Here is a 22,694-nt window from a genome sequence, read left to right as displayed (position 1 = left end):
GCTTTGGCTGAATTTTCCTCCAGTTTACCATTCGAGCCCATCTGCGGGTGGGTTTTTACTGTGAATCAGGCTGCATTGAACTGCGCATTATGCAGTTTGGCATAAGCCCCTTTGCGGGCGAGCAACTCGTGATGGTCACCTTGTTCAACAATACCTTCTTTATCGACCACAATAATGCGGTCGGCGTTTTGAATTGTGGCTAAACGATGAGCAATGACTAAGGTGGTTCGCCCTTGTGATAACTCAGTCAATGCCAACTGAATAGCTTGTTCTGTGGCCGTATCCAATGCAGATGTCGCTTCATCCAAAATAAGAATTGGCGGGTTTTTCAAGAAAATACGCGCAATAGACAAGCGTTGCTTCTGGCCACCCGATAATTTAACTCCGCGCTCACCAACTACAGTATCAAGGCCATCAGGCAGACTTTCAATCAGCTCATCCAAGCGAGCTTGCTGTGCCGCCGCCATAATTTCGTCATCGCTGGCGTCCAGTTTGCCATAAGCAATATTCTCACGGATAGAGCCGCCGAATAAGAAAACATCTTGCTGAACAATACCAATATTATTGCGCAATGATTGTTGGGTCATATCACGGATATTGATCCCATCAATAGTAATTGCACCGCCATCAAGCTCATAGAAACGGGGGAGTAATGAGCATAATGTCGTTTTCCCTGCACCTGAGGGGCCGACAAATGCCACGGTTTCACCCGCACGGATTTGCAGGTTTAAGTCAGTAAAGATTTTGTTATGTGCAGAATAACCGAAACTGACATTTTGATAACAAATATCCCCCCGCAGGTGGCCCACCGGGCGTGCATTGGGCTGATCGACAATGTCGGGTAATGTATCAATCAGTTGAGTAAATCGTTTAAATCCAGCAATTCCTTTCGGATAACTTTCCAGTACCGAGGTTATTTTTGCCACCGGGCGGAAAAAGACTTCGACTAACAACAGAAAACCGACAAAACCGCCGTAACTAAGCTGGTCATTAACCACATACCAAGTGCCAACCACCATCACGATCAACTGAACCAGGCGGGTGCTGAGGTAGCTCATGGTCATACTGGTGGTCATAATGCGGTAAGCCCGCAGTTTAGTGGTGCGGTAATCTTCGTTATCTTTGGCGAATAATTTTTTCTCATGGGATTCGTTTGCGAAAGCTTTTACGACACGGATCCCCCCAATGCTTTCTTCAATTCGGGCATTAAAATTCCCCACTTGACCAAACAATCGACGCCAGGTTTCCGTCATTTGTGCGCCATAACGGCTGACCAGATAGGTCATAAACGGCACAATAAAGATAGTGAGCATCGCCAGTGGCAGATGAACAGAAGCCATCAGGATAAAAGCGCCAATAAAAGTCATCACCGCAATGAAAAGATCTTCTGGGCCGTGATGGGCAATTTCCCCAACTTCCTCAAGGTCTTTTGTGACATGGGTGATGATATGGCCGGTCTTCATATTGTCGTAATAGCTAAATGATAACTTTTGCAGATGGCTAAATGCTTGGCGGCGCATATCGGTTTCGATGCCGACACCGAGAGCATGTCCCCAATAGTTGACTATTGCCATCAGCGCGGTATTGAGGAGATAAATCATTAGCAGGCCCGTAGCTGCCCAGACTATTAACACCCAATCTTGATTAGGGAGCAGCTTATCAATGAACAGTTTTACAGCCATCGGGAAGCTCAGTTCCAGCAGACCGGCCAAAATAGCACAGCCAAAATCCAGATAGAAAAGCCCTTTATACGGGGTGTAATAAGAAAAAAAACGGCGGAGCATTAGGCATCCTTACAATTACAGAGGGAAATTACAAAACGAAATAAGAAAAAGTGATTTTCGGCATTATAAATCTAAATAGTTCTTAATAGCATTTATTTTGCAGTTATTAACCGATAATAAAATTCTCATCTGTGCGAATATGCCAAAAAAAAGATAAAATCGAGTTGTGTCAGTGATTTCATAGCGAGGAGGAATGACAATGAAGTTGATGATGACGGATACCCCAGCGGCTGAAAATGTGGCAGAAGTTATGGCGGGGTTAAAGGCCTTTAACCGCAAATTTGTCGGGGATAATGGTCGAAAACCATTAGCTGTTTTTATAACGGGTGAACACGGCGAAACGTTAGGGGGGATTACCGCCTATACATTAGGCAATTACCTGAGTATAGAATTGTTATGGGTATCAGATACATTACGTCATTCAGGTGCGGGCAGTAAATTGATGCAGGCTGTAGAGCGGGAAGCAATACAACGCGGATGTAAATTTGCCCAAGTTGATACATTCAGTTTCCAGGCGAGGCCATTCTATGAAAAGCATGGCTATCAATTGCAAATGGCGCTAGAAAATGTCGTGGATGAGTATCATCGCTATTATTTGACGAAAAAATTAATGAGCTAAATTGTATTGAAATAGGGTGATAACGTTCAACTTTCATGCGGTTAAAACACTTATCGAATAGATCCCGGCTCAACTAATGTCAATCGCCTACAAATGCACGGCACCCTCTTCATAATGACTTCGTGCATTATTTATCTTGTTATACTCAAATGATGAATATTCAGCTTTTGACGGAAGCTCACATTTTCGTCGAATAACCTCTATAGGACTTAATCTTTTATTAGGTTAATCTGTTTTACATTGGATTAACTTATGTAAAGGGACACGAATATGGCGGCCTCTGCAAATAAAAAATTGTCACTGTGGTCATTAACTTCTCTGGTCGTCGGCTCAATGATAGGTGCTGGTATTTTTTCTCTGCCCGCGACGTTTGGCCGTGCTACCGGGGGCTTTGGCGCATTAATCGCCTGGATTATTGCGGGTGGGGGGATGCTGACACTCGCCTTTGTTTTCCAGACATTGGCACAACGTAAACCCGACCTTGACTCAGGCGTTTATATTTATGCTAAAACCGGGTTTGGCGACTATGCTGGTTTTGCGTCGGCAATAGGTTTTTGGGCTGGGGCGTGTATTGGTAGTGTTTCTTATTTCGTGTTGATCAAATCAACACTGGGTGCATTCTTCCCGCTATTTGGTGACGGAAATACGCTATCCGCTGTTTTAATTGCTTCATTAATCTTATGGAGCTTCCATTTTATGGTGTTACGCGGCATCAAAGAAGCTGCGACGATTAATACCATTGCTACTTTTGCTAAAGTTATTCCGATATTTATTTTTATTATTGTTTTGGCGTTTTCATTTCACACCGATACTTTCGCTTTAAACTTCTGGGGGACTCAGTCTTTAGGGGCTGTGGGGGATCTCTCACATCTGGACGATTATGGCTATGCCGGACATGCGGCATTAGAAATAAGTGCGGGTTCTGAAACTTTGTTTTCTCAAGTTCGTAGCACAATGTTGGTCACGGTATTTGTTTTTGTTGGTATTGAGGGGGCGAGTGTTTATTCCCGCTACGCTAAAGAAAGAAAACACGTCGGTATCGCGACCGTTTTAGGTTTTATTGGCGTTTTATGTTTGTTGGTGTTGGTCACTATGCTCTCTTATGGCGTGCTGCTGCGCCCTGATCTGGCTGCATTGCGTCAACCGTCAATGGCTGGCGTGTTAGAGCATATTGTAGGGCGGTGGGGTGCCATATTTATCAGTATTGGATTGATTATTTCAGTTATGGGAGCCTATTTATCATGGACTCTACTGGCCGCCGAAGCACTCTATAGTGCAGCAAAAAGTAATATTATGCCGAGTATCTTGGCTACTGAGAATAAACACGGGGTGCCCTCGGCTGCGGTGTGGATGTCGAATATTTTTATCCAGTTATTCTTAATTGTTACGCTTTTCACTGAATATGCTTTCCAACTTGCACTTGAGTTAACCAGTTCATTGGTTCTCATCCCCTATCTCCTGGTTGCAGCATATGGATTGAAATTAGTCTGGACCCGCGAGACTTACTCTGTGGGCTCGAAAGACCATAAAAAAGATTTTATCATTGCCTTAATTGCCACGGTATATGCCATATTGATGGTATATGCGGGTGGTTTGAAATACATATTATTGTCGGCAGTGATATATGGGCCAGGAACCCTGCTATTCATTATTGCTAAACGCGAGCAGAAGAGGTCAGTATTTTCCTCCCTTGAAAAGTGTTTCTTTGCCGTGGCGCTCATTGCCGCTATCACAGCGTTATACAGTCTTGCGACCGGCATAATTACCCTGTGATAAGGTGACGATATTGAGTGATAATAGTCTGGGAACCCTAAGACTTGACTATGACTTGCAATACATTACCTATATTAATGTGTTTGGGCGAGCGCCTTATTTTTACAATGGATGGGCTTGATCTATAACACAGACTACGACAGGATCGCGTTGAAAAAGCCTGCTATCAGGTTAGCGTTAGTATGATTTTTGCTAATGTTGTGCCCAATAAAACGCGATTTTTCTTATGCAGGGTCACGGCTGGTGTGTTTTCACCAGTAGGTATTGATTTGAAAAAACAACAAAATACTACCCAGAATAGTGATTATTCAACGGGAATTGGCGATGCGCAATTTGCGCTTGTAGTTTTACTGACAACATCATGTTTGCTGATTGCAATAACGTTGATTGTGATCCTATGGCTCATTTAATGCGCTATAGAAAATAGGGGAATGTATGGAAAAGAGCTTGTTTGATGACAATAAAGTTATTGCATTGATTGGTTTATTGTCGGCGGCGCTGATTGTGGTTAGCTCGATGTTTGTGATGACTTACATGGCGGATCGCCAACGCAACGAAGTACAAACCATTGATGTGCAGAATTGCTACAAAAAAGATTGAGAAGGTATTCGCCGGATAGCGCTCATATGCATTCAGGCGAATAATTATATTGTGGTGATTACGCTAACTTCTGATGAATAGCATGCAAGGGCAAGGCGATATTGAGGTCAATATCGGTATTTTGCCGGAAATCATAGGGGGTTATGCCGTAACGTTTTCTGAACATGTAAGTAAAGTGTGACTGTGAACCAAAGCCAAAATCCAAAGCAATATCAAAAATGGTGCTATCACTGCTGCGCAGTTGATAGACGGCACCCGCTAAACGCCTTTCCCGAATGTATTTACCTAATGATACCCCGGTCACTTCTTTAAATATTTTCTGCATATGCCAAAGCGAGTAGCCAGAGTACACAGCTAACTCTTCAAGGTAGATGACCCGCCCCAGATGGGTTTCGACCCATTTACTGAGGGCGCAGACTAACGCGAGATGATTTTCTTGTGACATTATTTAGTCTGTTTTTTCTGGTTGGGAGTAGTGCAGTATACACAACTTGAATCTAACAACACAAAACACCAAATTGGCTTCGATTGTCGAAAATCTATCATAAAGACTTTTCAGCGTGTGTTTGCAAAAGAGCTTTCTAGTGCCATAGTAAAGGAGAGAGGGGGATCTCGAAGATAAAGGCTGAGTTTGGAAAAATAGAAATTAAAAGTGATGAGGTGATCGCATGTTGATAACAGTGATTATGACTCTGATAGCGGTTGTGGGTGTAACCGTTTTTCTAAAAATGCCAGTAATGGTTCTGCACAAAGATAAAAGCGTAGGAGGTGATAAACTGTGAGACTAGGATTATTGTGATCAATATATGTAATAGCATATCCCCGAACCAGGTGATTGATAACTATCAAACCTGGTTTTTTTACGCTTTGTTTTTATCCCAATAAACTTTTCATATCCTGATTCAATGCACTGACCTGTCTATATAGGTTGTTTATTAGCCACAGGCAAGGCTCGGAATCCTTAGCAATAAAATCATTGGCATGACACGGTCGGCTAAAGAAATATGCCTATGAGCGTGATATCCTCTCACAATATTATTGTGAAGGAATTATTCATGTCTGAAATGTTCACTAATGATCAAGAATTGGTTTCTGATCTGGTTGCCTGCCAATTGGTTATCAAACAAATTCTTGATGTGATTGATATTATTGCGCCAACTGAAGTGCGGGATAAAATGTCCCATCAACTTAAAGCGATTGATTTCTCTTCACATCCTGCTGGCACTGACCCGGTCACTAAGCGCGCCATTGAGAAAGCTATTGCTTTGATTGATATGAAGTTTACACAGGAATAAATTGCCATCTGTTGTATTTTGGTCTGTACGTTCAGCACAGACCATATCCTGTGGGGCGAGCCGGGCTGGCGGTGGGTTATTCAAATACATTATTGCCAATTTTTTTCACCAATGGGCAATTGCTGACGCCAATGATGCCATTCTCTCCGTTTATAAATTGAGCGGTCGAAATGCTTCTGGCTGTTAGATATTGGCATTGTAAGCCGATGCCCGCAGCGTTTTTCTCACTGCCAATTAGCACGCCATAGCCTGAAAAGAGCAAACCTAAGTATATGATTGCTACCACTAAGAGAAGTCTGAATAAACTCATATGGTCACTTCCTGTAATTAGTTTTACTTATTATATAACAGATATGTTTAACAATTTAACTTGTAATAATGAGCAGTTTAATAGTAAAAATCCTAAACATTATTGATTTATAAAGCGAATCTGTAAAATAATCAGTAAAATAGGTTTTTAACACGGTGTCAAACATAAGTTAATGACATCTTGGCTATAAATGGTTGATGTTTAATACAGTATAATTTAAAAAAAATGTTGAATAAGGTGCCTGATTTGAACATTAAGAAACTTGTTGCAGCGGTAGGGGTCATTGCCGTTTGTTGCTTGTTTTATCTGTTAGCCCTTGATAGCTATTGTGACCAAGGGGGAACTTTCTCTGCTGGTATTTGCACCATTACTTCGATTATTCCATGGTAAGAATAACCTATTATTCATATATATAATAACTAATGAAAACTATTTACATTGGTTATATTTATTGATTGTTAATCGTTTACCCAGGTTGATCTTTGTTACGTGGAGAGTGATAAGATAGTGCTTTCGTCATGCATGTAATAGGGTAGTCAATGTTAGGTACAAATATGGGCGCAATGGGTGTTGTCCCAATTGCTTTTTCGCTGTTTACCGTCATTTTTTTCTTGATAGTTTGGTTCTTTTTGAGCCGTGCCAGCGTGCGAGCCAATGAACAAATCCGCTTGTTACAAAACATCGCCGAACAACAAAAACAGCAAACAGAATTACTAAAAGCGTTGCTAGCAAACGCAACCGGCGTCAGTGATTTTCAAAGTGACAGTGATATTGTTTCTCCTCTCGATTTTAAGGGCGTTATTCCGGAGAGATAAACTTACCGACTCTGGCGCTGCTGTCCTGCAGTGTCAGAGTGACACTAACCTCCACCTGTCATGCTTCTTTTCTCTCAGTTCCTTCGATACTCTGCTTAGCACCTCGGTGCCAGGTCACTCTTTTATTGGACAAAAATAAACTACGTTGATTGTCATAAATATGTCTTAATTTCGCCGTAATGTAGCCTGAACTTAACAGGAGAACGGTGATTCGGATGATTAAATGGTGTGAAGAAAGTGACAGCGAAGTGAACAGAAGTATTGCGTTACTTAGCGGTGAAGATCCCGACAAGTGGTATCCGTATGGAGGCATTAAGGGTAAGGATTACTGCAAGAACCCCTCTGATGCTTGGCCTATCATCTATGCCAATAAGATTGGCCTCTATTCACCCGAAATTGATGATAATAATCAGTGGAATGCCAAAATTACCAATCCGCAAGGAGAATGGCAAGCTTATAGCCAAAGCCCGCTGCGTGCAGCGATGATCTGCTATCTACTCAGCCAGGACGTGTGATAATCCATCCCGATAATTTTCAGCAAAAGTGAATATCCCGTGAAACTCGTATAGCGGGAATGATAAACGGTAAGAAGTTTTTTGACTGCTTTCGTGGGGCTGATGATGAAACGTATCATTAAAGGTGATTCAAATTTGTCACACTTGGTTATTGCCCATGCAGCGATTGACCACCATCAAAAATCCTACGGCGAGCGGCGTCAGGGCTGGCCTTCAACTTATCTTATTCGCTACAAAAATAATCGAGTTGCCGTCGAAGTGGTCACCCGACGTCAGTCTTATGTGGCCACATTAATGATTGGCGCTCGAAATTTAAGCAAGTTATGTGGTATATCGGGATTACATCTTTGAGAGATATTCATAGTTTCAGTCAATAATGCATTCTACATATATATAGCTGGCCGATTGATTTTTATCTTGTCGCCCACTAATGACCTTAATCCTTGCCGCCATCAGGTTTAAGTGTTAAAAAAACGCCGCAGATTCATTTACGAAAGGCGCTTTTTAACACGATAGTGAGTAAAAGTGCGGCAGAGGACAGGATGGAACAGCAGTTGCAGGATTCAACATTAAAACGCGGTTTAAAAAACCGACATATTCAGCTGATTGCTCTGGGTGGAGCGATCGGCACTGGGCTATTTCTTGGGATAGCACAAACTATTAAGATGGCTGGCCCCTCAGTGATACTGGGCTATGCTATCGGCGGTTTTATTGCATTCCTTATTATGCGTCAGTTGGGTGAAATGGTTGTTGAGGAGCCAGTAGCCGGTTCATTCAGTCATTTTGCCCATAAATATTGGGGTGATTTCGCCGGATTTTTGTCTGGCTGGAACTACTGGGCGATGTTTATCTTGGTCGGTATGGCCGAATTGACTGCAGTAGGTATTTATATTCAATATTGGTGGCCGGAAATCCCAACATGGGTTTCAGCCGCAGTATTCTTTGTCCTGATTAATGCCATCAACCTTGTTAACGTGCGTATGTATGGCGAAACTGAGTTCTGGTTCGCTATCATCAAGGTTGTTGCCATCATTGGTATGATTGTCTTTGGGGCGTATCTGCTGGCGTCGGGATCGGGCGGGCCAAATGCTTCTGTGACTAACCTTTGGGCACAGGGCGGCTTTATGCCTCATGGCTTTAGTGGGTTGGTGATGGCGATGGCCATTATTATGTTTTCTTTCGGCGGGTTAGAAATGGTCGGCATTACTGCCGCAGAGGCTGAAGACCCACATCACAGTATTCCTAAAGCAACCAATCAAGTTGTCTACCGTATCCTTATTTTTTATATCGGCTCATTGACGGTGCTTTTATCTCTTTATCCATGGGGCAAAGTCGTGGACGGGGGGAGTCCTTTTGTGATGATTTTCCATGCCTTGGATAGCCATCTGGTAGCAACAATCCTGAATGTGGTGGTTTTGACCGCGGCATTATCGGTCTACAATAGCGGGGTTTACTGCAATAGCCGCATGCTATTTGGCTTGGCATCGCAGGGGAATGCGCCCAAATTGCTCACCAAGGTTAATCGGCGTGGTGTGCCAATTTTATCCATCGCGCTTTCAGCATTGGCGACCTCAGCCGGTGTGGTGATTAACTATGTTATGCCGGGAAAAGCGTTTGAATTATTGATGGCGCTGGTGGTATCTACCCTGGTTATCAACTGGGTCATGATTTGCCTGGCTCATTTGAAATTCCGAGCGGCTAAAGTGCGAGAGGGCGTTGAACCGCGTTTCAAAGCATTATGGTATCCCTACGGCAATTATCTGTGTCTGGTGTTTCTGATGCTGATTTTGGTCATTATGTATTTTACTGATGGGATTCAGATCTCGGTGCTGATGATGCCCGCATGGATTGCACTGTTGTGGTGCGGTTTCATGCTGACTCGCCGCAAAGGTAAGACTAATCCAGCGACAGTGACACAGTCTGATTAGGCTGTGAAATAACGCTAAAATCGCTGGGCAGAAACAAATTATGCCCGGCGATTGCTTTCTTTCGTATTACTCATGGCGCTATCTATTGTTTAAATTGTCAGCAATAAATAAGATAGGTAACGACAGTATTATAATAGCTAGAGACTATTGTTTCTTTCTGGAATCACCCAAGCTAATTGAGATTAATTCTTAATAACCCAATATAACCATTTTAGAAATGTGGTTAAATGCGTTGGGAAATATATTCAATCAAAACTGCCAACGCATCCAAGTAAACAACACATTACCATTATTATAAGTGCCGGGAATATAGGTGGTTTGTAGGGCAAATTTATTATATTCAATAGACAGCAGCGGCAAGGGTAATGGAATTGGAATGTAATGATATTCATGACGTGCGGTAACACTGACAGTAAAACCGACCCCAAAACGCCAGCCGTCCATTTCCCCCGGAATCCACATCTTTTGATAGCCATAACCTATAATTGGCTCTACTTCATTGTGTGAGTCCATAAAGGCCATCGCATATACTGAATGCCAGTTGTTATTCTCATCATAGCGATACTTACCATAACCGATGCCCCAAGGACGTTCATTGTATGACTCGATCTTGTCATCATCATAAGTCCAGCGGTTGTGCCACGTATTCAATGGGATATACAGCTCTTGGTTGGGCGAATCCCACGCGAGAGAGATATTGCGCATCAGGCGTTGCCACAGATTGTCATTATCTACAGACGCTATGCTTTGTTGGTCGATGCCGGTATTGGCAGCGGGTGATTTATCTTCTGCCAGAACTGCGTTAGCCTGGCCCAGCCATAGGTTACTCAGAAAGAGCACGTTAACAATGTATTTATAATTCATGGTATAACTCTCTGATGCTGATAAGGTGAAATAAGATTTCCTTGCATCAGATAATCCTTATACCTATCAAAATTAATCACTAATAAACGTTATTCAAATGCGTAAATGTTATAGCCTAAAACCTAAACAGTTCTATAACGAGGAGGTAATACAGCATTTTAAATTGTCTTCAGAGCAGTGTAAATGTAATTCATAAAACCAAGAAATATCTTAATTTATTTTTATGACATAATGCTCTATCAGATTGAGTGATATTCCGTTGTCATAAGTTGACTAAAATGGCACGATTTTTCTTATATTTATCCGCGTTGAAGAATGAGAGGTTTTAGTTCTTCGATGATTTTTGCTTCGTGTTTAAAATATTATTTTACTTAACATGACATGATGAGGTTTTATTAATATTTCCATTTCTCATACTTATGAATGTGTATTTATATTGGTTTTGTTTTTTTAGCATCTTGATATTTTTTTATTGTTTTTTTAGATCTCATTCTCCTTAAGTATTAAGTCAGTAAATAAGATGTTTATGTATTTTATGTACAAATGGTTTTTTGTACATAATCTGAGACTAAGTAAGGGGTTAGTCTCGTAATCTAATGGGTAATGATATCGTGGCGAGGCCGGAAAAGCAGCAAAACGGAAGGTGAGTATATTCAATTATTATATATTTAATACTAATAAATTTTATACTAACTCTGCTTTAGGTCACAGGATAGAGATGGAAACCAAGGATTTTTTGCGTAAGAAGTATTATAAAAAGAGTTAGCTAAAATGTTAAAAACCAGTAAGAAAGCGGGATAAGACAGTATACGAAAATAGAGCAGAAAATACGATGACCTTCAACAAATTTTAGCATATTCACGCACTCTTTATGAGCAACCGTTTCAAATATGTGCGACAGGTTCACCCTTCATTAAAAATGGCTTGCCATCGAATACAGAGTATGTGATAACGCATATGGGTAAAACGAGGTACAGTTCTGTATATGTGTGGCATTTTCAGTAAAGAAGTTCTGAGTAAAGACGTTAGCGTTGAATACCGCTTCTCTGCCGATCCTTATCTTAGTGCCTCAAGCAGTAACGACTCTAGTTTGTCTATGTAAATGCCTACGGGCAAGTTAAACAATCCAAAGGAAATACTCAAGATGGCAAAGATCAAAGGTCAAGTTAAGTGGTTCAACGAGTCTAAAGGTTTCGGTTTCATCACTCCAGCTGACGGCAGCAAAGATGTGTTCGTACACTTCTCTGCAATCCAGGGTAATGGCTTCAAAACCCTGGCTGAAGGCCAGAACGTAGAGTTCGAAATCCAAGACGGTCAGAAAGGTCCGTCTGCAGTAAACGTTACTGCAATCTAATCAGCTCTTTTGCTGTTAAAAACCCGCCTTTGTGCGGGTTTTTTTGTTTCAGATGCCGCTCCGACCAAACCGTAAGCTAAGGTAAAATAATTAATCCCGAATACTGATTACGGCCTTTGATACCAGGGTGGGCGGGATCAATTGCCTGCTGTTGGCTGGTACGGCGGAAACTGGTGTATTTGAAATGATGCTGAGCATCATCTCCGCCATGTGGTGCGGCAGTACAGATGGTACAACTGCCGACCCTATCAATTTGATGAATGCCCGCGCCGCGCAATTGGTGCTCAGCTATAGCGGCCAAATTAAGGTGGCGAAATCGGGGTGAAATAATATTTTCTGCCAGTGGCAATTCGCTAACAAACCGTTCCACCAGTTCTTCATTGACCTCATAACAGCAGGAGCGGGCGGCTGGCCCAATGGCGGCAACCCAATTTGCCGGGTCGTCATCGCGGGCAATGCGCTCAACCATCCTTAAGATAATGCCATCTAACAAACCGCGCCAACCGGCGTGAACCACTGCAATGCCTTTTCCGTGCTGTTGACTGAAAATCACGGGTAAACAATCCGCCGTCAAAACGGTTAATAGAATGCCAGATTGAGTGGTGTAGAGCCCGTCAGCTTCGCCACACTCTTGTCCCGGATGTGTTACATCGACAATTGCCGTGCCATGAACCTGTTTTTTGTTAGCTTGTGATGTTTGATAGGGCCGGAGGTTATCAGGTAATAGGGCCGATTTATTGCCAAAACCATGGCAAATAGCGGAAATTCGGCTGAGTTGTGGTGAAAAGTCAGTCATAGGGCTTACCTAAGGAAAAAAGATGCTGTTCAGTGTAAGCCGTTTTTTAACTTATTGACCAGCCGCCTTTTCTTTTAAATTGCTGTTAGCGAATTGTTGCAAAATAATGCATCTTGTATCATTGTTTTGGCACCTATTGATGTAATGGATAGGGTTTAATGGCTGCTATAACTCAAGCGACCATCCAGGATTGATCTCCGTGATTTCTAAACCCAAAAATGACGCCAGCAACTTTATTCGTTGGCGCTTTAGCTTGCTATGCGGCGGTATTTTACTTTCATTTTTTGGTTTACTCGCCAGGGTTGCTTGGTTGCAAATTATTGAACCTGATCCATTGGTAAAAGAAGAAGATATGCGCTCAGTGCGGGTGGTGGCCACACCGAATACACGCGGCATGATAACCGACAGAAATGGACATCCTCTGGCGGTCAGTGTGCCGGTTGAGGCTATTTGGGCTGATCCCACCAGGGTGCTGGAGAAAGGTGGCGTCAGTGTTTCGGCGCGTTGGCAGGCATTGGCTCAGGAACTCAACATACCACTTGACCAACTCAATCGCCGTATTCATCAAAATCCTAGCGCCCGTTTTATCTATCTTGCCCGGCAAGTGGAGCCGGATGTCGCTGAATATATTCAACGGCTGAAATTGCCCGGTATTGCCATAAAAGAGGAATCACGGCGTTTTTATCCTTCGGGAGATATTGCCGCGAATCTGGTGGGTTTCACCAATATTGATGATCAGGGCATTGAAGGGGTTGAAAAGAGTTTTAATTCACTCCTCTGCGGGACTGCCGGCAGCAGGGTGGTGCGGAAAGACCGCTTTGGCCGAGTGGTTGAGGATATTTCCTCGACCGATAGCCATCCAGGGCAAAATGTTGAACTCAGTATTGATGAGCGGCTACAGGTGGAAACCTCCCACGCGTTGAGCAATGCAGTGGTGTTCAATAAGGCAGATTCCGGCTCTGCCGTGGTCATTGATGTTAATACGGGTGAAGTTTTGGCGATGGCCAATTATCCGACCTTTAACCCCAATAATCGGGCTGACACTCCGGAAGAGAATTTTCGCAATCGGGCAATTAGCGATATTTTTGAACCCGGTTCGACCGTCAAACCTATGGTAGTCATGACTGCGTTACAACGTCACTTGGTTAAACCTGATGCGGTGCTGGACACTCGCCCCTATATATTAAGTGGGCATTTAATCAAAGATGTGGCGCTTTATCCTGCGCTGTCACTGACCGGCGTGTTGCAAAAATCCAGTGATGTGGGGGTGTCGCGGCTGGCACTGGCGATGCCCGCCTCTGCATTGGTACAGACCTACACCAAGTTTGGTTTGGGCCAATCGACTCAGTTAGGGCTAACGGGGGAAAGCAGCGGGCTGATGCCGCATCGGCAGCGCTGGAGTGATTTAGACCGCGCAACTTTCTCGTTCGGCTACGGTTTAATGGTGACGCCGCTGCAATTGGCCCGCGTTTACGCCACTATCGGGAGTTTCGGTATTTATCGGCCATTATCGATTACCAAGGTTGACCCACCAGTGCTGGGGCAGCGGGTATTCCCTGAAGTGCTGGTGCGCCAAGTTGAGCATATGATGGAAAGCGTGGCATTGCCCGGTGGTGGGGGGGTAAAAGCGGCGGTGCGGGGATATCGGGTGGCGGTTAAAACCGGGACAGCTAAGAAGATTGGGCCAAATGGCCAATATATTGATAAGTATGTGGCTTACACCGCCGGTGTTGCTCCCGCTAGCCAACCGCGCTTTGCTTTAGTGGTGGTGATTAACAACCCGCAGGGCGGCAAATATTATGGGGGCGCGGTGTCAGCCCCGGTCTTTAGCGATATTATGGGGCAAATTTTGCGAACTATGAATGTGGAGCCGGATGCAATCCCCGCCAATGTGATTCGGCATAGCTAATTCGCGGAGTTAAACCGTGGCTTGCAACCCTATCAGCGCTTCTTTAGACTAATGCCGCGTCTGCCGGCATTTCTGGCGGTTATTAATCAGTTATCTGGGATCCAACCATGTCTTATCAGTGCCCCCTTTGTCATCAAGCCTTGCAGCAAAGTCCGCAACAGTGGCGTTGCAGCAATAATCACCAGTTTGATTGTGCCAAAGAGGGTTACGTCAATTTAATGCCGGTGCAGCATAAAGGTTCGAAGCAACCCGGTGATAGCCCTGAGATGATGCAGGCCCGGCGGGCCTTTCTGGATGCGGGTTATTACCAACCTTTGCAGCAGCGGATCTGTGAAATTCTGGATAAGGCGCTCCCACTGGATGCCACCATGCTGCTAGATATTGGTTGTGGCGAGGGCTATTATACCGCCGCAGTGGCAGACCGGTTAAATCGGCAGCGGCAGATGTCTATTTTCGGCTTAGATGTCGCCAAAGTGGCGGTAAGATACGGAGCAAAACGCTATCCTCAGGTCAGCTTTTGTGTTGCATCCAGCCATCGGTTGCCTTTTTCCCATCAAGCCTTGGATGCGGTATTGCGTATTTATGCCCCATGCAAAGCCACCGAATTAGCTCGCACCGTGAAGCCCGGTGGAATTGTGGTCACTGTCTCTCCTGGCCCACGTCATCTCTATCAGTTAAAAGCACTGATTTATGCTGAAGTACAACTTCATGACGATACGCCCGAGCATTTAGACGGTTTCTCTCTGGTCAGCAGTGAAAAATTGGCCTACGACATGAAGTTAACCGGTAAACAGAGCTTTAATTTATTGCAAATGACACCTTTTGCCTGGCGCGCATCAATTGAAACCGGACAAGGGCTTGCCGCACTGCACTCCTTTGTCTGTGAAACAGATTTTGTTATCGCGGTTCATCGCCGCCGAGAAGATCTTGAGAGTCTGGTGTTAAGCAATGACGAGAAAGAAATATAAGTGGCCGCTCGTTATTTAATAATATTCAAATAAATGACGAGCGCATAACTCCCCTGAGGGGAATGTTATTTTAATAGATATTGTAATAATTCCCTGGTGTGGGATTGATAGTTAACTTAAGTCAAATTTTTAGAGTATTATATTTATAATGAAAAAATTCATTTTAGATCTAAGTTTCGCCAGGTTCTTCCACCTGATTCAGTCACCAAAATAGAGGGGATAAACCGTATTTTTTCAGCAACTTGTAGCGCTAAATCAGCAACTTCCTGCTTATTCAAGATACCACTCCCGTAATTGAATTCTCCTTCAGGTAATTTATAAATTTTCTCCCTGCCGATATGGCGAGTAAACCCTGCATCAATCATTTTCTTATTAAGGGTCTCGTAATCGCCTTCCACCGCATTGTGCAAAACGACACTGACCGTAAAGTACGGCATAGTTATTTTTCCAGTTAACCAGATGATGCTATTTATATATCATACTGTTGATGCCGATATTTTGACCGGGGTCTAATTGCTGGACATACCGCTAATATAACGTTGTCTGTATCATTAGAGGAGCAGGTGACGGCGGAGGTCACCTGCGAAAGAACGCGGGTTATAGGGCAAGAGATAAGCGGTTACGGCCGGAATGTTTTGCCGCGTAACAGGCAATATCGGCCTGACGCATAGCTTGTGCCGCCGTTTCTGTTTTTTGGGTCAATGATACGGCCCCTAAACTGGCGGTAAAGGAATAAGATTGACCGTGCCAATGGAATTGGATTGAAGCTATGTCGGCGACCACTGTTTCGAGTACCTCTGTCGCGGCCTTGTTTGGGCAATTTAACAGCACGATAGCAAATTCATCCCCGCCTAAACGCGCCACAATGTCATTTTCACGCACGGCCTGTTGCATGGTTTGCGCCACCATTCGCAGCACCATATCGCCAGCTTCGTGACCCGCACTGTCATTAACATCCTTGAAATAGTCTAAATCGACATAACAGAGAATATGCTGCTCATCCTTGCCCAATTGGGTGATAGCCTGATTAAGCCGCTCTTCCAATCTTCGCCGATTAATCAAACCGGTCAGCATGTCATGATTGGCTTGATATTGCAGTTCCCTTTGTTCATGGCGCGCGCGGGTGACATCCTGGAAGACTACAACGGCACCCGTGAGTAGATTGTCACGATCGCGAATCGGTGAAATAGAACAGCGAATTTCTTGGCGTTCCCCCTGACTCGACAACAGCTGACTGCCCTCGGGCAATAAGGTATTACGCTCTTGAGTTAGGCACTGATTGATAGCAACTAATTGATTTTTATCCTGTAAAGGGGACCATAAAATAAAAATTTCTTCAATGGGTAAGCCGCAGGACTCATTCTGGCTTCGGCCCGTCATCTCTTCGGCTTTGGGGTTCATTAATACAACGCGCCCCTCAGTATCGAGAGAAATAATTCCCTCCTGAATGGATGACAGCACACGATGCAGTTGCTCGCGCTCTTCATAGCGCGCAATTTCACTGGCTCGCAGAGCATCTTCGCGCTGTTTCCGCTCGCTCATATCCCGGATTATTTTGGCATACCCCAGCAGTTTTCCGCTGTTGTCATGCACCACAGTAATGATGGTGACGGCCCAAAAACGGGTCATATCCTTACGAACCAGCCAGCCCTCGCGCTCCACTCGGCTGGAGGAGGCTGCCGTTTTCAGTAATTTTTCCGGTAGCCCAGCGGCGATATCCTCAGGTAAGAAGAAACAGCCGAAATGCTGGCTAATTATTTCATTGCTGGCATAGCCAATATTGCGTTCTGCGCCGTGGTTCCAGGTGGTTACCCGACCCCAGGGATCAAGCATTAAAATGGCATAGTCTTCGACGGTATCGACCATAAGGCGAAAACGTTCTTCACTGATCCGTAAAGCTTCTTCGCGCTGACGCCGTTCGGTTAAGTCACGGACAATTTTAGTAAACCCCAGCAGCTTCCCACTATCGTCATGCATGGGGTTAATGGCTACGCTGGCCCAATAGCGGATGCCATTTTTACGCACATGCCAGCCTTCAGTCTGGAAATTGCCCTCTGCAATAGCTTTCGCCAGTGATTTCTCTGGCAGGCCTGCAGAAATATCTTCGGGGGTAAACAGCAGGGCAAAATGTTCACCAATGATTTCATCACTGGTATAGCCTTCATGGCGCTCTCCACCTTTATTCCAAGTCAGAATTCGCCCATTGGTGTCTATCATGTAAATGGCGTAATCTTCGACTTCACTGATCAGATGGCGAAACTGCTCTTCACTTTTGCGCAAAGCATTTTCCCGCTGCCATTTGTCGGTCAGGTCGCGTGTAACATGTACAAAACCCTGCAAATTATTGTCTGAATCGTGCAATGCGCTGAGGGTGAGGTGGCCCCAAAAGCGTTTACCATTCTTGCGAACTCGCCAACCTTGAATCTCATAATGGCCAAACTGATTGGTGTGGCGCAGGCCCTTTGCGGGTAATTCATTGGCTAAATCTTCGGGGGTGTAAAACAGTTCGAAAGATTGGCCAATGATCTCTTCGGCTTTATAACCCGTATTGCGTTCAGCGCCATTGTTCCAGGTGAGGATATGTCCTTGGGCATCAATGATGTATATGGCGTAGTCATCTACGGCTTCGATTAATAGCCGAAAAAGATGATCATCAAATGATGCCGGATGCAAAGCCATTCCTGTATTCCTTGAATTTTTTATTGAGTAGTCTGTCGCTGCACAACCCAGACGGTTTAATCTGTTATCGCGATAAATGTGATGCGCTAGTTTATCGCTAACATCGAAAATTAGGTAATAAGATTTTTATTATTATTAATAAATCTAAGGAATTCAAAAGCCTAATAGTAGTAGCGCCTATTTTCAGTAAGGCCGCGGTTGATGGGCCTTGTGGCGGTCTTTTTGAAGAGTGCTATACAGTGATGAATAATGGTTTACCTCATTAATAATAGGGGGAATCAGTATGTAAATTGTATAAACAAATGACTTAAGTAGGGAATTCAGAATTAATCCCGCGTTATATAAATAAATTCTCAGAATAATTTCACTTTAGTTTCTTTCTCTACGCCTCGGACAATAACGCTACCACCAGAGATCATATTTATCACACAATCCACCTGATTTTTTTACGAGATAAAAAATAATCTCCTCGAGGTACAGAAGTGCTTGCATCGACAAGGGTTATCCGGATAATTCCGAATCCTTATAATAAGCATTCTCATTAGTAAATAATTTGTTAAAATCAGGGGTATCAATACAATGAATAAAATAACCTCCACTTGCGGGCATCAGAACCGGCTTGCCCCGCGTCTTTTGTTCGTCATGATCGGTGTCGCATTAGGGACTTTATCTGCTTCCTCATGGGCGGCCACCGCAACCAATACGGCAGCTGAAAACGTCAAAAAAACCAGCACAATCACTGACACTGCAAACACCGATGAGAGCAAAAAAAATGACACCATCACGGTCGTTGGGACGCAGGATACTTTCCGTGCCGGTGGTAATGATTTAATCCCAACCTATTTGGATGGTCAGGTCGCTAATGGGGGCCGCATCGGTTTCCTTGGGCAGCAAGATGCGCGTAATGTGCCATTCAACGTGATTAGCTATACTTCAAAAATGATTGAAGACCAGCAGGCTAATACTATTGCTGATGTGGTCAGAAACGATGCTTCAGTACAAAATGTGCGCGGTTTCGGCAATCCATCACAAAACTACCGCATTCGCGGCTATAACCTTGATGGCGATGATATCTCATTTGGTGGTCTGTTCGGCATTTTGCCACGTCAGATTGTTTCTACCAGCATGGTTGAGCGGGTTGAAGTGTTTAAAGGTGCAAATGCCTTTATTAACGGTATTTCCCCGAGCGGCAGTGGTGTCGGCGGCATGATCAACCTCGAACCTAAACGTGCCGGTGATACTCCGTTGACTCGCGTTACGGTAGATTATGGTTCAGCATCACAAGTGGGCGGGGCGCTGGATGTGGGTCGCCGTTACGGTGATGAGGATCAATTCGGTGCTCGAGTTAACGTATTGCATCGTGAAGGTGAAACGGCCATTAAAGATGAGAAGAATCGCCTAACCGCACTTTCCACCGGGCTTGATTACCGTGGTGACCGCGCTCGTACCTCATTGGATATCGGCTACCAGAAGCAAACTATTCATCATATGCGGACTAGCGTTGGTATTGGTAGCGCGACTGAGATTCCAGAGCCGCCATCATCTACTCTGAATTATGGTCAGTCGTGGGTGTATACCGATCTGGAAACGACCTTTGGTATGCTGCGCAGTGAATATGATGTTAGTCAGGATTGGACAGTATATGGCTCCATTGGTGCCAGCCGTAATGAAGAAACGGGCCAGTATGGTTCGCCAACCCTGACTAGCGCCAATAATGGTGATGCCACCATTTTTCGTATGTATGTGCCGTATGTGGCCGATTCTATTGCTGGCTTAGGAGGGGTTCGTGGCCACTTTGATACCGGTTTTATTACTCATAAAGTGAACTTGGGTTATGCGGCTAATTACCGTACGACCAAATCGGCCTATAATTACTCAGATTCCGTCAATACAAATATTTATAATCCGGGCGTAATCCCTTTCCCACCAACTGGGAGTGGCCCATATTCTGCTAGCGCTAGCCAAGATCCACAACTGACCAGCCAAGTGCGGGCATCCGGCCTTTCATTGTCTGATACCTTATCAATGATGGATGACAAAGTGTTGGTCATGTTAGGGGTACGCCGTCAGGAAGTGAGCATTCGTAACTTCGACAGTGGGGTGCCGAATAGTGCGGGTTCACTGGATGCAATGAAAGTCACGCCGATTTACGGTGTGATGGTGAAGCCGTGGGAAAAGGTTTCTCTGTATGCCAACCACATTGAAGCATTAGGGCCGGGTAAGGCTGCACCGAGTGAATTTAATGGCAAACCTGTGGTTAACAAAGGCCAAATTCCAGGAATTATTCATTCAAAACAGAATGAAATTGGCGTGAAGTTTGATAACCAGCGCTATGGTGGCACGTTGGCTTTGTTTGAGATAACCCGCCCGACTGGCACGGTTGATCCTGTCACTAACGTCTATGGTTTCTATGGTGAGCAGCGTAACCGCGGTGTTGAATTGAATGTGTTTGGTGAGCCGGTCTTTGGTACCCGTCTGTTAGGGAGCGCCATTTGGTTGGATCCTAAACTGACGCAAACTCAGAATGGCACCCATAATGGTAATGATGCAGTGGGGGTGGCGCGTTATCAGTTAGTCTTCGGTGGCGAGTATGATATCCCAACAGTTGAAGGCTTGACGGCGACCGGCACTGTAGTACGTTCGGGTTCACAGTATGCCAATGAAGCCAATACCTTGAAGCTGAAACCTTGGACTCGTTTGGATCTGGGCGTGCGTTATACCATGCCAATGAAAGATAGCACTCTGATCTGGCGAGCAAATGTAGAGAACGTCACTAATGAACGTTACTGGGAGTCGGTTGAGGACGCTGGTGTCTATATGTATCAGGGCGACCCACGGGCATTGAAACTATCCGTCTCAATGGACTTCTAATCAGCGGTTGATGTCCGCCCGCTAAGTGGTATTTAAACCAAAAAAAACCGCAATTCTTTTTGAATGCGGTTTTTTTTTTGCGTTTTAATCTGGACGGCTTTATTTCACGAGAAAAATAAAATTGGCCGCTTATTATGCCGCGACGCGATACATATGCTCGTAAAGAATATTAAAGCCGATACCTATTAGCACGATACCGCCGATTATTTCTGCACGTTTACCTAACAGCGGGCCAATATAACGGCCAATCAGCATCCCGAACGTGGCCATAATCATGGTGGCTAACCCAATAGCCATGGCGGTATGAATAATATTGACTTGCAAGAATGCCAGACCAACACCAATGGCCATGGCATCAAGGCTGGTGGCGATAGCGGTCATGACCAAAACCCAAAAACTGTGACTGCGCATTTTTTCGGTTTCTTCGACTTGCTGCTTCGCACCTTCAAAAATCATCCGACAGCCCAGAATGAACAGCAGACTAAAGGCAATCCAGTGATCCCACTCCAGAATATATTGACTGGCGTATAGGCCAATGCACCAACCAATTAGCGGGGTAATTGCTTCTATCACACCAAAGATAAGACCGGTGCGCAGCGCTTCTCGAAAACGGGGTTTATGTAGACTGGCGCCTTTACCAATAGATGCAGCAAAGGCATCCATAGACATAGCAAAAGCAAGCACTAATGTTGCAGATAAATTCATAGAAATAGTCTCGGCCGGGCGGCTCCATATACACGTAACCCACCCCCAACCTAACGACGGAGCTACGTGTCTATGGTCTCGCCAACCTTACCTGGCTGCCCGTACCACGTTTCAAAAAAATGAAACGAGTATGTTGATACGGGCGTTTCTGCTTATCAATATATCGGCTAATAAATTTACTTGCTGACATATTGCACAAAAACCGGCTACTCCCCATGAACGGCGCAACCTTAACATATAAATTCCAGGACAGACAACCCCAAAAATAATATGGCGACCTGACTGTTGTTGATAATGATTTTCATTATCGAGATTTCAGAGGAAATAGCCGATATAAGCATCAGTAATGGTGTGGAAATAAGCAGGAGACGATTAGAGAAGATGTGTCGGGAAATTAATCAGTTAACTGAATAATCAAAAGATTCATTTCCCCGGAATATTCTTTATGATTGATTTTCAAGGAAAAAGTTATAAATTTTTTCTAAATCATCTAATTGGTTAACCTGGATAAGTAATCTACGCTGCTCTAGCTCAATCACCAAAATACCATCTTCAGATAAATTCATACTTTTTATTCGATTATATTCAATAAAAGCATTGGCGTAGAAGAACCCGGTATTTTTAAACAGCAATTTTGGCCAGCGAATATAAGAGATATAAAATGCGATTAATGCTAAACCCACTAATAAGTATGTGGTTAAAGGCTCGCCATTCGCCATCACGTTATTGTAAACAAGAATGGCAATCAGCCCGACAAAAATTGCGCAGTCGATTTTGTTTTTACGTTTCAGGTGAATTTGTAGCCGGGTTTTGCCTTTCATTATATTCATGATGAATTCATCATAAATAGCATAAGCAAGCAGTAGGGTAATAAAAACAATAAGAATAATATCTGTGACCGACATGCAA

The 22,694-nt window shown here is 44.1% G+C and carries 24 protein-coding genes and 1 riboswitch; of the genes, 15 read left to right on the top strand and 9 right to left on the bottom strand.

Annotated elements, in window-relative coordinates:
- Positions 1 to 65: 65 nt before the first annotated feature.
- A complete protein-coding gene (locus tag OVO64_RS00735; RefSeq protein ID WP_038632364.1) occupies positions 66 to 1,784 on the bottom strand; it encodes an ABC transporter ATP-binding protein in 1,719 nt (572 codons plus the stop codon).
- Between the two features lie 199 nt (positions 1,785 to 1,983).
- Here OVO64_RS00735 and OVO64_RS00730 point away from each other — a divergent pair, with 199 nt between their 5' ends.
- The 4 genes from OVO64_RS00730 (at position 1,984) to OVO64_RS00715 (ending at position 4,776) form a co-directional block, all read left to right on the top strand.
- On the top strand, positions 1,984 to 2,403 hold the full coding sequence (locus OVO64_RS00730) for a GNAT family N-acetyltransferase (protein ID WP_038632366.1): 420 nt from the start codon (positions 1,984 to 1,986) through the stop codon (positions 2,401 to 2,403).
- 270 nt (positions 2,404 to 2,673) lie between these two features.
- Positions 2,674 to 4,176, top strand: coding sequence for an amino acid permease (locus OVO64_RS00725; RefSeq protein WP_038632368.1), 1,503 nt, complete (start codon positions 2,674 to 2,676; stop codon positions 4,174 to 4,176).
- Between the two features lie 182 nt (positions 4,177 to 4,358).
- On the top strand, positions 4,359 to 4,586 hold the full coding sequence (locus OVO64_RS00720) for a hypothetical protein (protein ID WP_038632370.1): 228 nt from the start codon (positions 4,359 to 4,361) through the stop codon (positions 4,584 to 4,586).
- A gap of 25 nt (positions 4,587 to 4,611) precedes the next feature.
- Positions 4,612 to 4,776 carry a hypothetical protein gene (locus OVO64_RS00715; RefSeq protein ID WP_038632372.1) on the top strand — a complete coding sequence of 55 codons (165 nt, stop codon included), beginning with the start codon at positions 4,612 to 4,614 and terminating at the stop codon, positions 4,774 to 4,776.
- Positions 4,777 to 4,834: 58 nt separating this feature from the next.
- Here OVO64_RS00715 and OVO64_RS00710 read toward each other — a convergent pair whose 3' ends face one another.
- Complete coding sequence (locus OVO64_RS00710; protein ID WP_038632374.1) at positions 4,835 to 5,221, bottom strand: helix-turn-helix domain-containing protein; 387 nt, start codon at positions 5,219 to 5,221, stop codon at positions 4,835 to 4,837.
- 610 nt (positions 5,222 to 5,831) lie between these two features.
- Here OVO64_RS00710 and OVO64_RS00705 point away from each other — a divergent pair.
- A complete protein-coding gene (locus OVO64_RS00705) occupies positions 5,832 to 6,071 on the top strand; it encodes a DUF2766 family protein (protein WP_038632378.1) in 240 nt (79 codons plus the stop codon).
- Positions 6,072 to 6,147: 76 nt separating this feature from the next.
- Here the strand turns inward: OVO64_RS00705 and OVO64_RS00700 are convergent, their stop codons facing one another.
- Complete coding sequence (locus tag OVO64_RS00700) at positions 6,148 to 6,381, bottom strand: YobH family protein (RefSeq protein ID WP_038632380.1); 234 nt, start codon at positions 6,379 to 6,381, stop codon at positions 6,148 to 6,150.
- Positions 6,382 to 6,627: 246 nt separating this feature from the next.
- On the opposite strand from OVO64_RS00700, the gene OVO64_RS00695 reads away from it, so the two are divergent.
- From OVO64_RS00695 to OVO64_RS00675, 5 genes are all read left to right on the top strand, one after another.
- Complete coding sequence (locus OVO64_RS00695; RefSeq protein ID WP_071841799.1) at positions 6,628 to 6,771, top strand: PhoP/PhoQ regulator MgrB; 144 nt, start codon at positions 6,628 to 6,630, stop codon at positions 6,769 to 6,771.
- Between the two features lie 149 nt (positions 6,772 to 6,920).
- Positions 6,921 to 7,196 carry a YebO family protein gene (locus OVO64_RS00690; protein WP_038632382.1) on the top strand — a complete coding sequence of 92 codons (276 nt, stop codon included), beginning with the start codon at positions 6,921 to 6,923 and terminating at the stop codon, positions 7,194 to 7,196.
- A 215-nt stretch (positions 7,197 to 7,411) separates the two neighbouring features.
- Positions 7,412 to 7,711: a phage protein NinX family protein gene (locus OVO64_RS00685; protein WP_004389880.1), complete on the top strand. Its 300-nt coding sequence runs from the start codon at positions 7,412 to 7,414 to the stop codon at positions 7,709 to 7,711.
- 105 nt (positions 7,712 to 7,816) lie between these two features.
- The gene (locus OVO64_RS00680) at positions 7,817 to 8,062 is read left to right on the top strand and encodes a DUF4060 family protein (RefSeq protein ID WP_032819535.1); all 246 of its coding nucleotides are present in this window, start codon (positions 7,817 to 7,819) and stop codon (positions 8,060 to 8,062) included.
- Between the two features lie 191 nt (positions 8,063 to 8,253).
- On the top strand, positions 8,254 to 9,639 hold the full coding sequence (locus OVO64_RS00675; RefSeq protein ID WP_038632384.1) for an amino acid permease: 1,386 nt from the start codon (positions 8,254 to 8,256) through the stop codon (positions 9,637 to 9,639).
- A gap of 249 nt (positions 9,640 to 9,888) precedes the next feature.
- Here the strand turns inward: OVO64_RS00675 and pagP are convergent, their stop codons facing one another.
- A complete protein-coding gene (pagP, locus tag OVO64_RS00670) occupies positions 9,889 to 10,503 on the bottom strand; it encodes a lipid IV(A) palmitoyltransferase PagP (RefSeq protein ID WP_038632386.1) in 615 nt (204 codons plus the stop codon).
- Between the two features lie 985 nt (positions 10,504 to 11,488).
- Here pagP and OVO64_RS00665 point away from each other — a divergent pair.
- Entirely contained in the window at positions 11,489 to 11,605 is a 117-nt protein-coding gene (locus tag OVO64_RS00665; RefSeq protein WP_002211058.1) for a DUF2627 domain-containing protein, read from the top strand.
- 42 nt (positions 11,606 to 11,647) lie between these two features.
- The gene (gene cspE / locus OVO64_RS00660; RefSeq protein WP_002221949.1) at positions 11,648 to 11,857 is read left to right on the top strand and encodes a transcription antiterminator/RNA stability regulator CspE; all 210 of its coding nucleotides are present in this window, start codon (positions 11,648 to 11,650) and stop codon (positions 11,855 to 11,857) included.
- A 76-nt stretch (positions 11,858 to 11,933) separates the two neighbouring features.
- Here the strand turns inward: cspE and pgeF are convergent, their stop codons facing one another.
- Positions 11,934 to 12,653, bottom strand: a complete 720-nt coding sequence (pgeF, locus tag OVO64_RS00655; protein WP_038632388.1) for a peptidoglycan editing factor PgeF — start codon at positions 12,651 to 12,653, stop codon at positions 11,934 to 11,936.
- Between the two features lie 199 nt (positions 12,654 to 12,852).
- On the opposite strand from pgeF, the gene ftsI reads away from it, so the two are divergent.
- Entirely contained in the window at positions 12,853 to 14,562 is a 1,710-nt protein-coding gene (ftsI, locus tag OVO64_RS00650) for a peptidoglycan glycosyltransferase FtsI (RefSeq protein ID WP_038632390.1), read from the top strand.
- 107 nt (positions 14,563 to 14,669) lie between these two features.
- A complete protein-coding gene (gene rlmA, locus OVO64_RS00645; protein WP_038632392.1) occupies positions 14,670 to 15,530 on the top strand; it encodes a 23S rRNA (guanine(745)-N(1))-methyltransferase in 861 nt (286 codons plus the stop codon).
- Positions 15,531 to 15,688: 158 nt separating this feature from the next.
- Here rlmA and OVO64_RS00640 read toward each other — a convergent pair whose 3' ends face one another.
- Together OVO64_RS00640 and OVO64_RS00635 are read right to left on the bottom strand one after the other, a co-directional pair.
- Complete coding sequence (locus OVO64_RS00640) at positions 15,689 to 15,967, bottom strand: hypothetical protein (protein ID WP_038632394.1); 279 nt, start codon at positions 15,965 to 15,967, stop codon at positions 15,689 to 15,691.
- A gap of 160 nt (positions 15,968 to 16,127) precedes the next feature.
- Positions 16,128 to 18,209: a PAS domain S-box protein gene (locus tag OVO64_RS00635; RefSeq protein WP_145509384.1), complete on the bottom strand. Its 2,082-nt coding sequence runs from the start codon at positions 18,207 to 18,209 to the stop codon at positions 16,128 to 16,130.
- A gap of 579 nt (positions 18,210 to 18,788) precedes the next feature.
- Between OVO64_RS00635 and OVO64_RS00630 the strand changes: the two genes are divergently transcribed.
- Positions 18,789 to 21,080, top strand: a complete 2,292-nt coding sequence (locus OVO64_RS00630; protein WP_145509383.1) for a TonB-dependent receptor — start codon at positions 18,789 to 18,791, stop codon at positions 21,078 to 21,080.
- 132 nt (positions 21,081 to 21,212) lie between these two features.
- Here the strand turns inward: OVO64_RS00630 and mntP are convergent, their stop codons facing one another.
- The gene (gene mntP / locus OVO64_RS00625; protein WP_145509382.1) at positions 21,213 to 21,785 is read right to left on the bottom strand and encodes a manganese efflux pump MntP; all 573 of its coding nucleotides are present in this window, start codon (positions 21,783 to 21,785) and stop codon (positions 21,213 to 21,215) included.
- A 10-nt stretch (positions 21,786 to 21,795) separates the two neighbouring features.
- Positions 21,796 to 22,012, bottom strand: a riboswitch (yybP-ykoY riboswitch).
- A 216-nt stretch (positions 22,013 to 22,228) separates the two neighbouring features.
- Positions 22,229 to 22,690, bottom strand: a complete 462-nt coding sequence (locus tag OVO64_RS00620; protein WP_050291252.1) for a DUF986 family protein — start codon at positions 22,688 to 22,690, stop codon at positions 22,229 to 22,231.
- Positions 22,691 to 22,694 lie beyond the last annotated feature (4 nt).

The sequence above is a fragment of the Yersinia sp. Marseille-Q5920 genome (assembly GCF_946902935.1).
Taxonomy (GTDB): Bacteria; Pseudomonadota; Gammaproteobacteria; order Enterobacterales; family Enterobacteriaceae; genus Yersinia; species Yersinia rochesterensis.
This window is presented reverse-complemented; position numbering and strand designations above follow the sequence as displayed.

Bases quoted from the DNA above. Each gene is read 5' to 3' on its own strand.
- OVO64_RS00705 (WP_038632378.1), top strand. From the start codon at position 5,832: ATGTCTGAAATGTTCACTAATGATCAAGAATTGGTTTCTGATCTGGTT.
- OVO64_RS00690 (WP_038632382.1), top strand. From the start codon at position 6,921: ATGTTAGGTACAAATATGGGCGCAATGGGTGTTGTCCCAATTGCTTTT.
- OVO64_RS00730 (WP_038632366.1), top strand. From the start codon at position 1,984: ATGAAGTTGATGATGACGGATACCCCAGCGGCTGAAAATGTGGCAGAA.
- OVO64_RS00685 (WP_004389880.1), top strand. From the start codon at position 7,412: ATGATTAAATGGTGTGAAGAAAGTGACAGCGAAGTGAACAGAAGTATT.
- OVO64_RS00720 (WP_038632370.1), top strand. From the start codon at position 4,359: ATGATTTTTGCTAATGTTGTGCCCAATAAAACGCGATTTTTCTTATGC.
- OVO64_RS00725 (WP_038632368.1), top strand. From the start codon at position 2,674: ATGGCGGCCTCTGCAAATAAAAAATTGTCACTGTGGTCATTAACTTCT.
- OVO64_RS00700 (WP_038632380.1), bottom strand. From the start codon at position 6,381: ATGAGTTTATTCAGACTTCTCTTAGTGGTAGCAATCATATACTTAGGT.
- OVO64_RS00620 (WP_050291252.1), bottom strand. From the start codon at position 22,690: ATGTCGGTCACAGATATTATTCTTATTGTTTTTATTACCCTACTGCTT.
- rlmA (WP_038632392.1), top strand. From the start codon at position 14,670: ATGTCTTATCAGTGCCCCCTTTGTCATCAAGCCTTGCAGCAAAGTCCG.
- pagP (WP_038632386.1), bottom strand. From the start codon at position 10,503: ATGAATTATAAATACATTGTTAACGTGCTCTTTCTGAGTAACCTATGG.
- OVO64_RS00735 (WP_038632364.1), bottom strand. From the start codon at position 1,784: ATGCTCCGCCGTTTTTTTTCTTATTACACCCCGTATAAAGGGCTTTTC.
- OVO64_RS00680 (WP_032819535.1), top strand. From the start codon at position 7,817: ATGAAACGTATCATTAAAGGTGATTCAAATTTGTCACACTTGGTTATT.
- OVO64_RS00640 (WP_038632394.1), bottom strand. From the start codon at position 15,967: ATGCCGTACTTTACGGTCAGTGTCGTTTTGCACAATGCGGTGGAAGGC.
- OVO64_RS00635 (WP_145509384.1), bottom strand. From the start codon at position 18,209: ATGGCTTTGCATCCGGCATCATTTGATGATCATCTTTTTCGGCTATTA.
- cspE (WP_002221949.1), top strand. From the start codon at position 11,648: ATGGCAAAGATCAAAGGTCAAGTTAAGTGGTTCAACGAGTCTAAAGGT.
- OVO64_RS00665 (WP_002211058.1), top strand. From the start codon at position 11,489: ATGTGTGGCATTTTCAGTAAAGAAGTTCTGAGTAAAGACGTTAGCGTT.
- pgeF (WP_038632388.1), bottom strand. From the start codon at position 12,653: ATGACTGACTTTTCACCACAACTCAGCCGAATTTCCGCTATTTGCCAT.
- mntP (WP_145509382.1), bottom strand. From the start codon at position 21,785: ATGAATTTATCTGCAACATTAGTGCTTGCTTTTGCTATGTCTATGGAT.
- OVO64_RS00710 (WP_038632374.1), bottom strand. From the start codon at position 5,221: ATGTCACAAGAAAATCATCTCGCGTTAGTCTGCGCCCTCAGTAAATGG.
- OVO64_RS00715 (WP_038632372.1), top strand. From the start codon at position 4,612: ATGGAAAAGAGCTTGTTTGATGACAATAAAGTTATTGCATTGATTGGT.
- OVO64_RS00675 (WP_038632384.1), top strand. From the start codon at position 8,254: ATGGAACAGCAGTTGCAGGATTCAACATTAAAACGCGGTTTAAAAAAC.
- OVO64_RS00630 (WP_145509383.1), top strand. From the start codon at position 18,789: ATGAATAAAATAACCTCCACTTGCGGGCATCAGAACCGGCTTGCCCCG.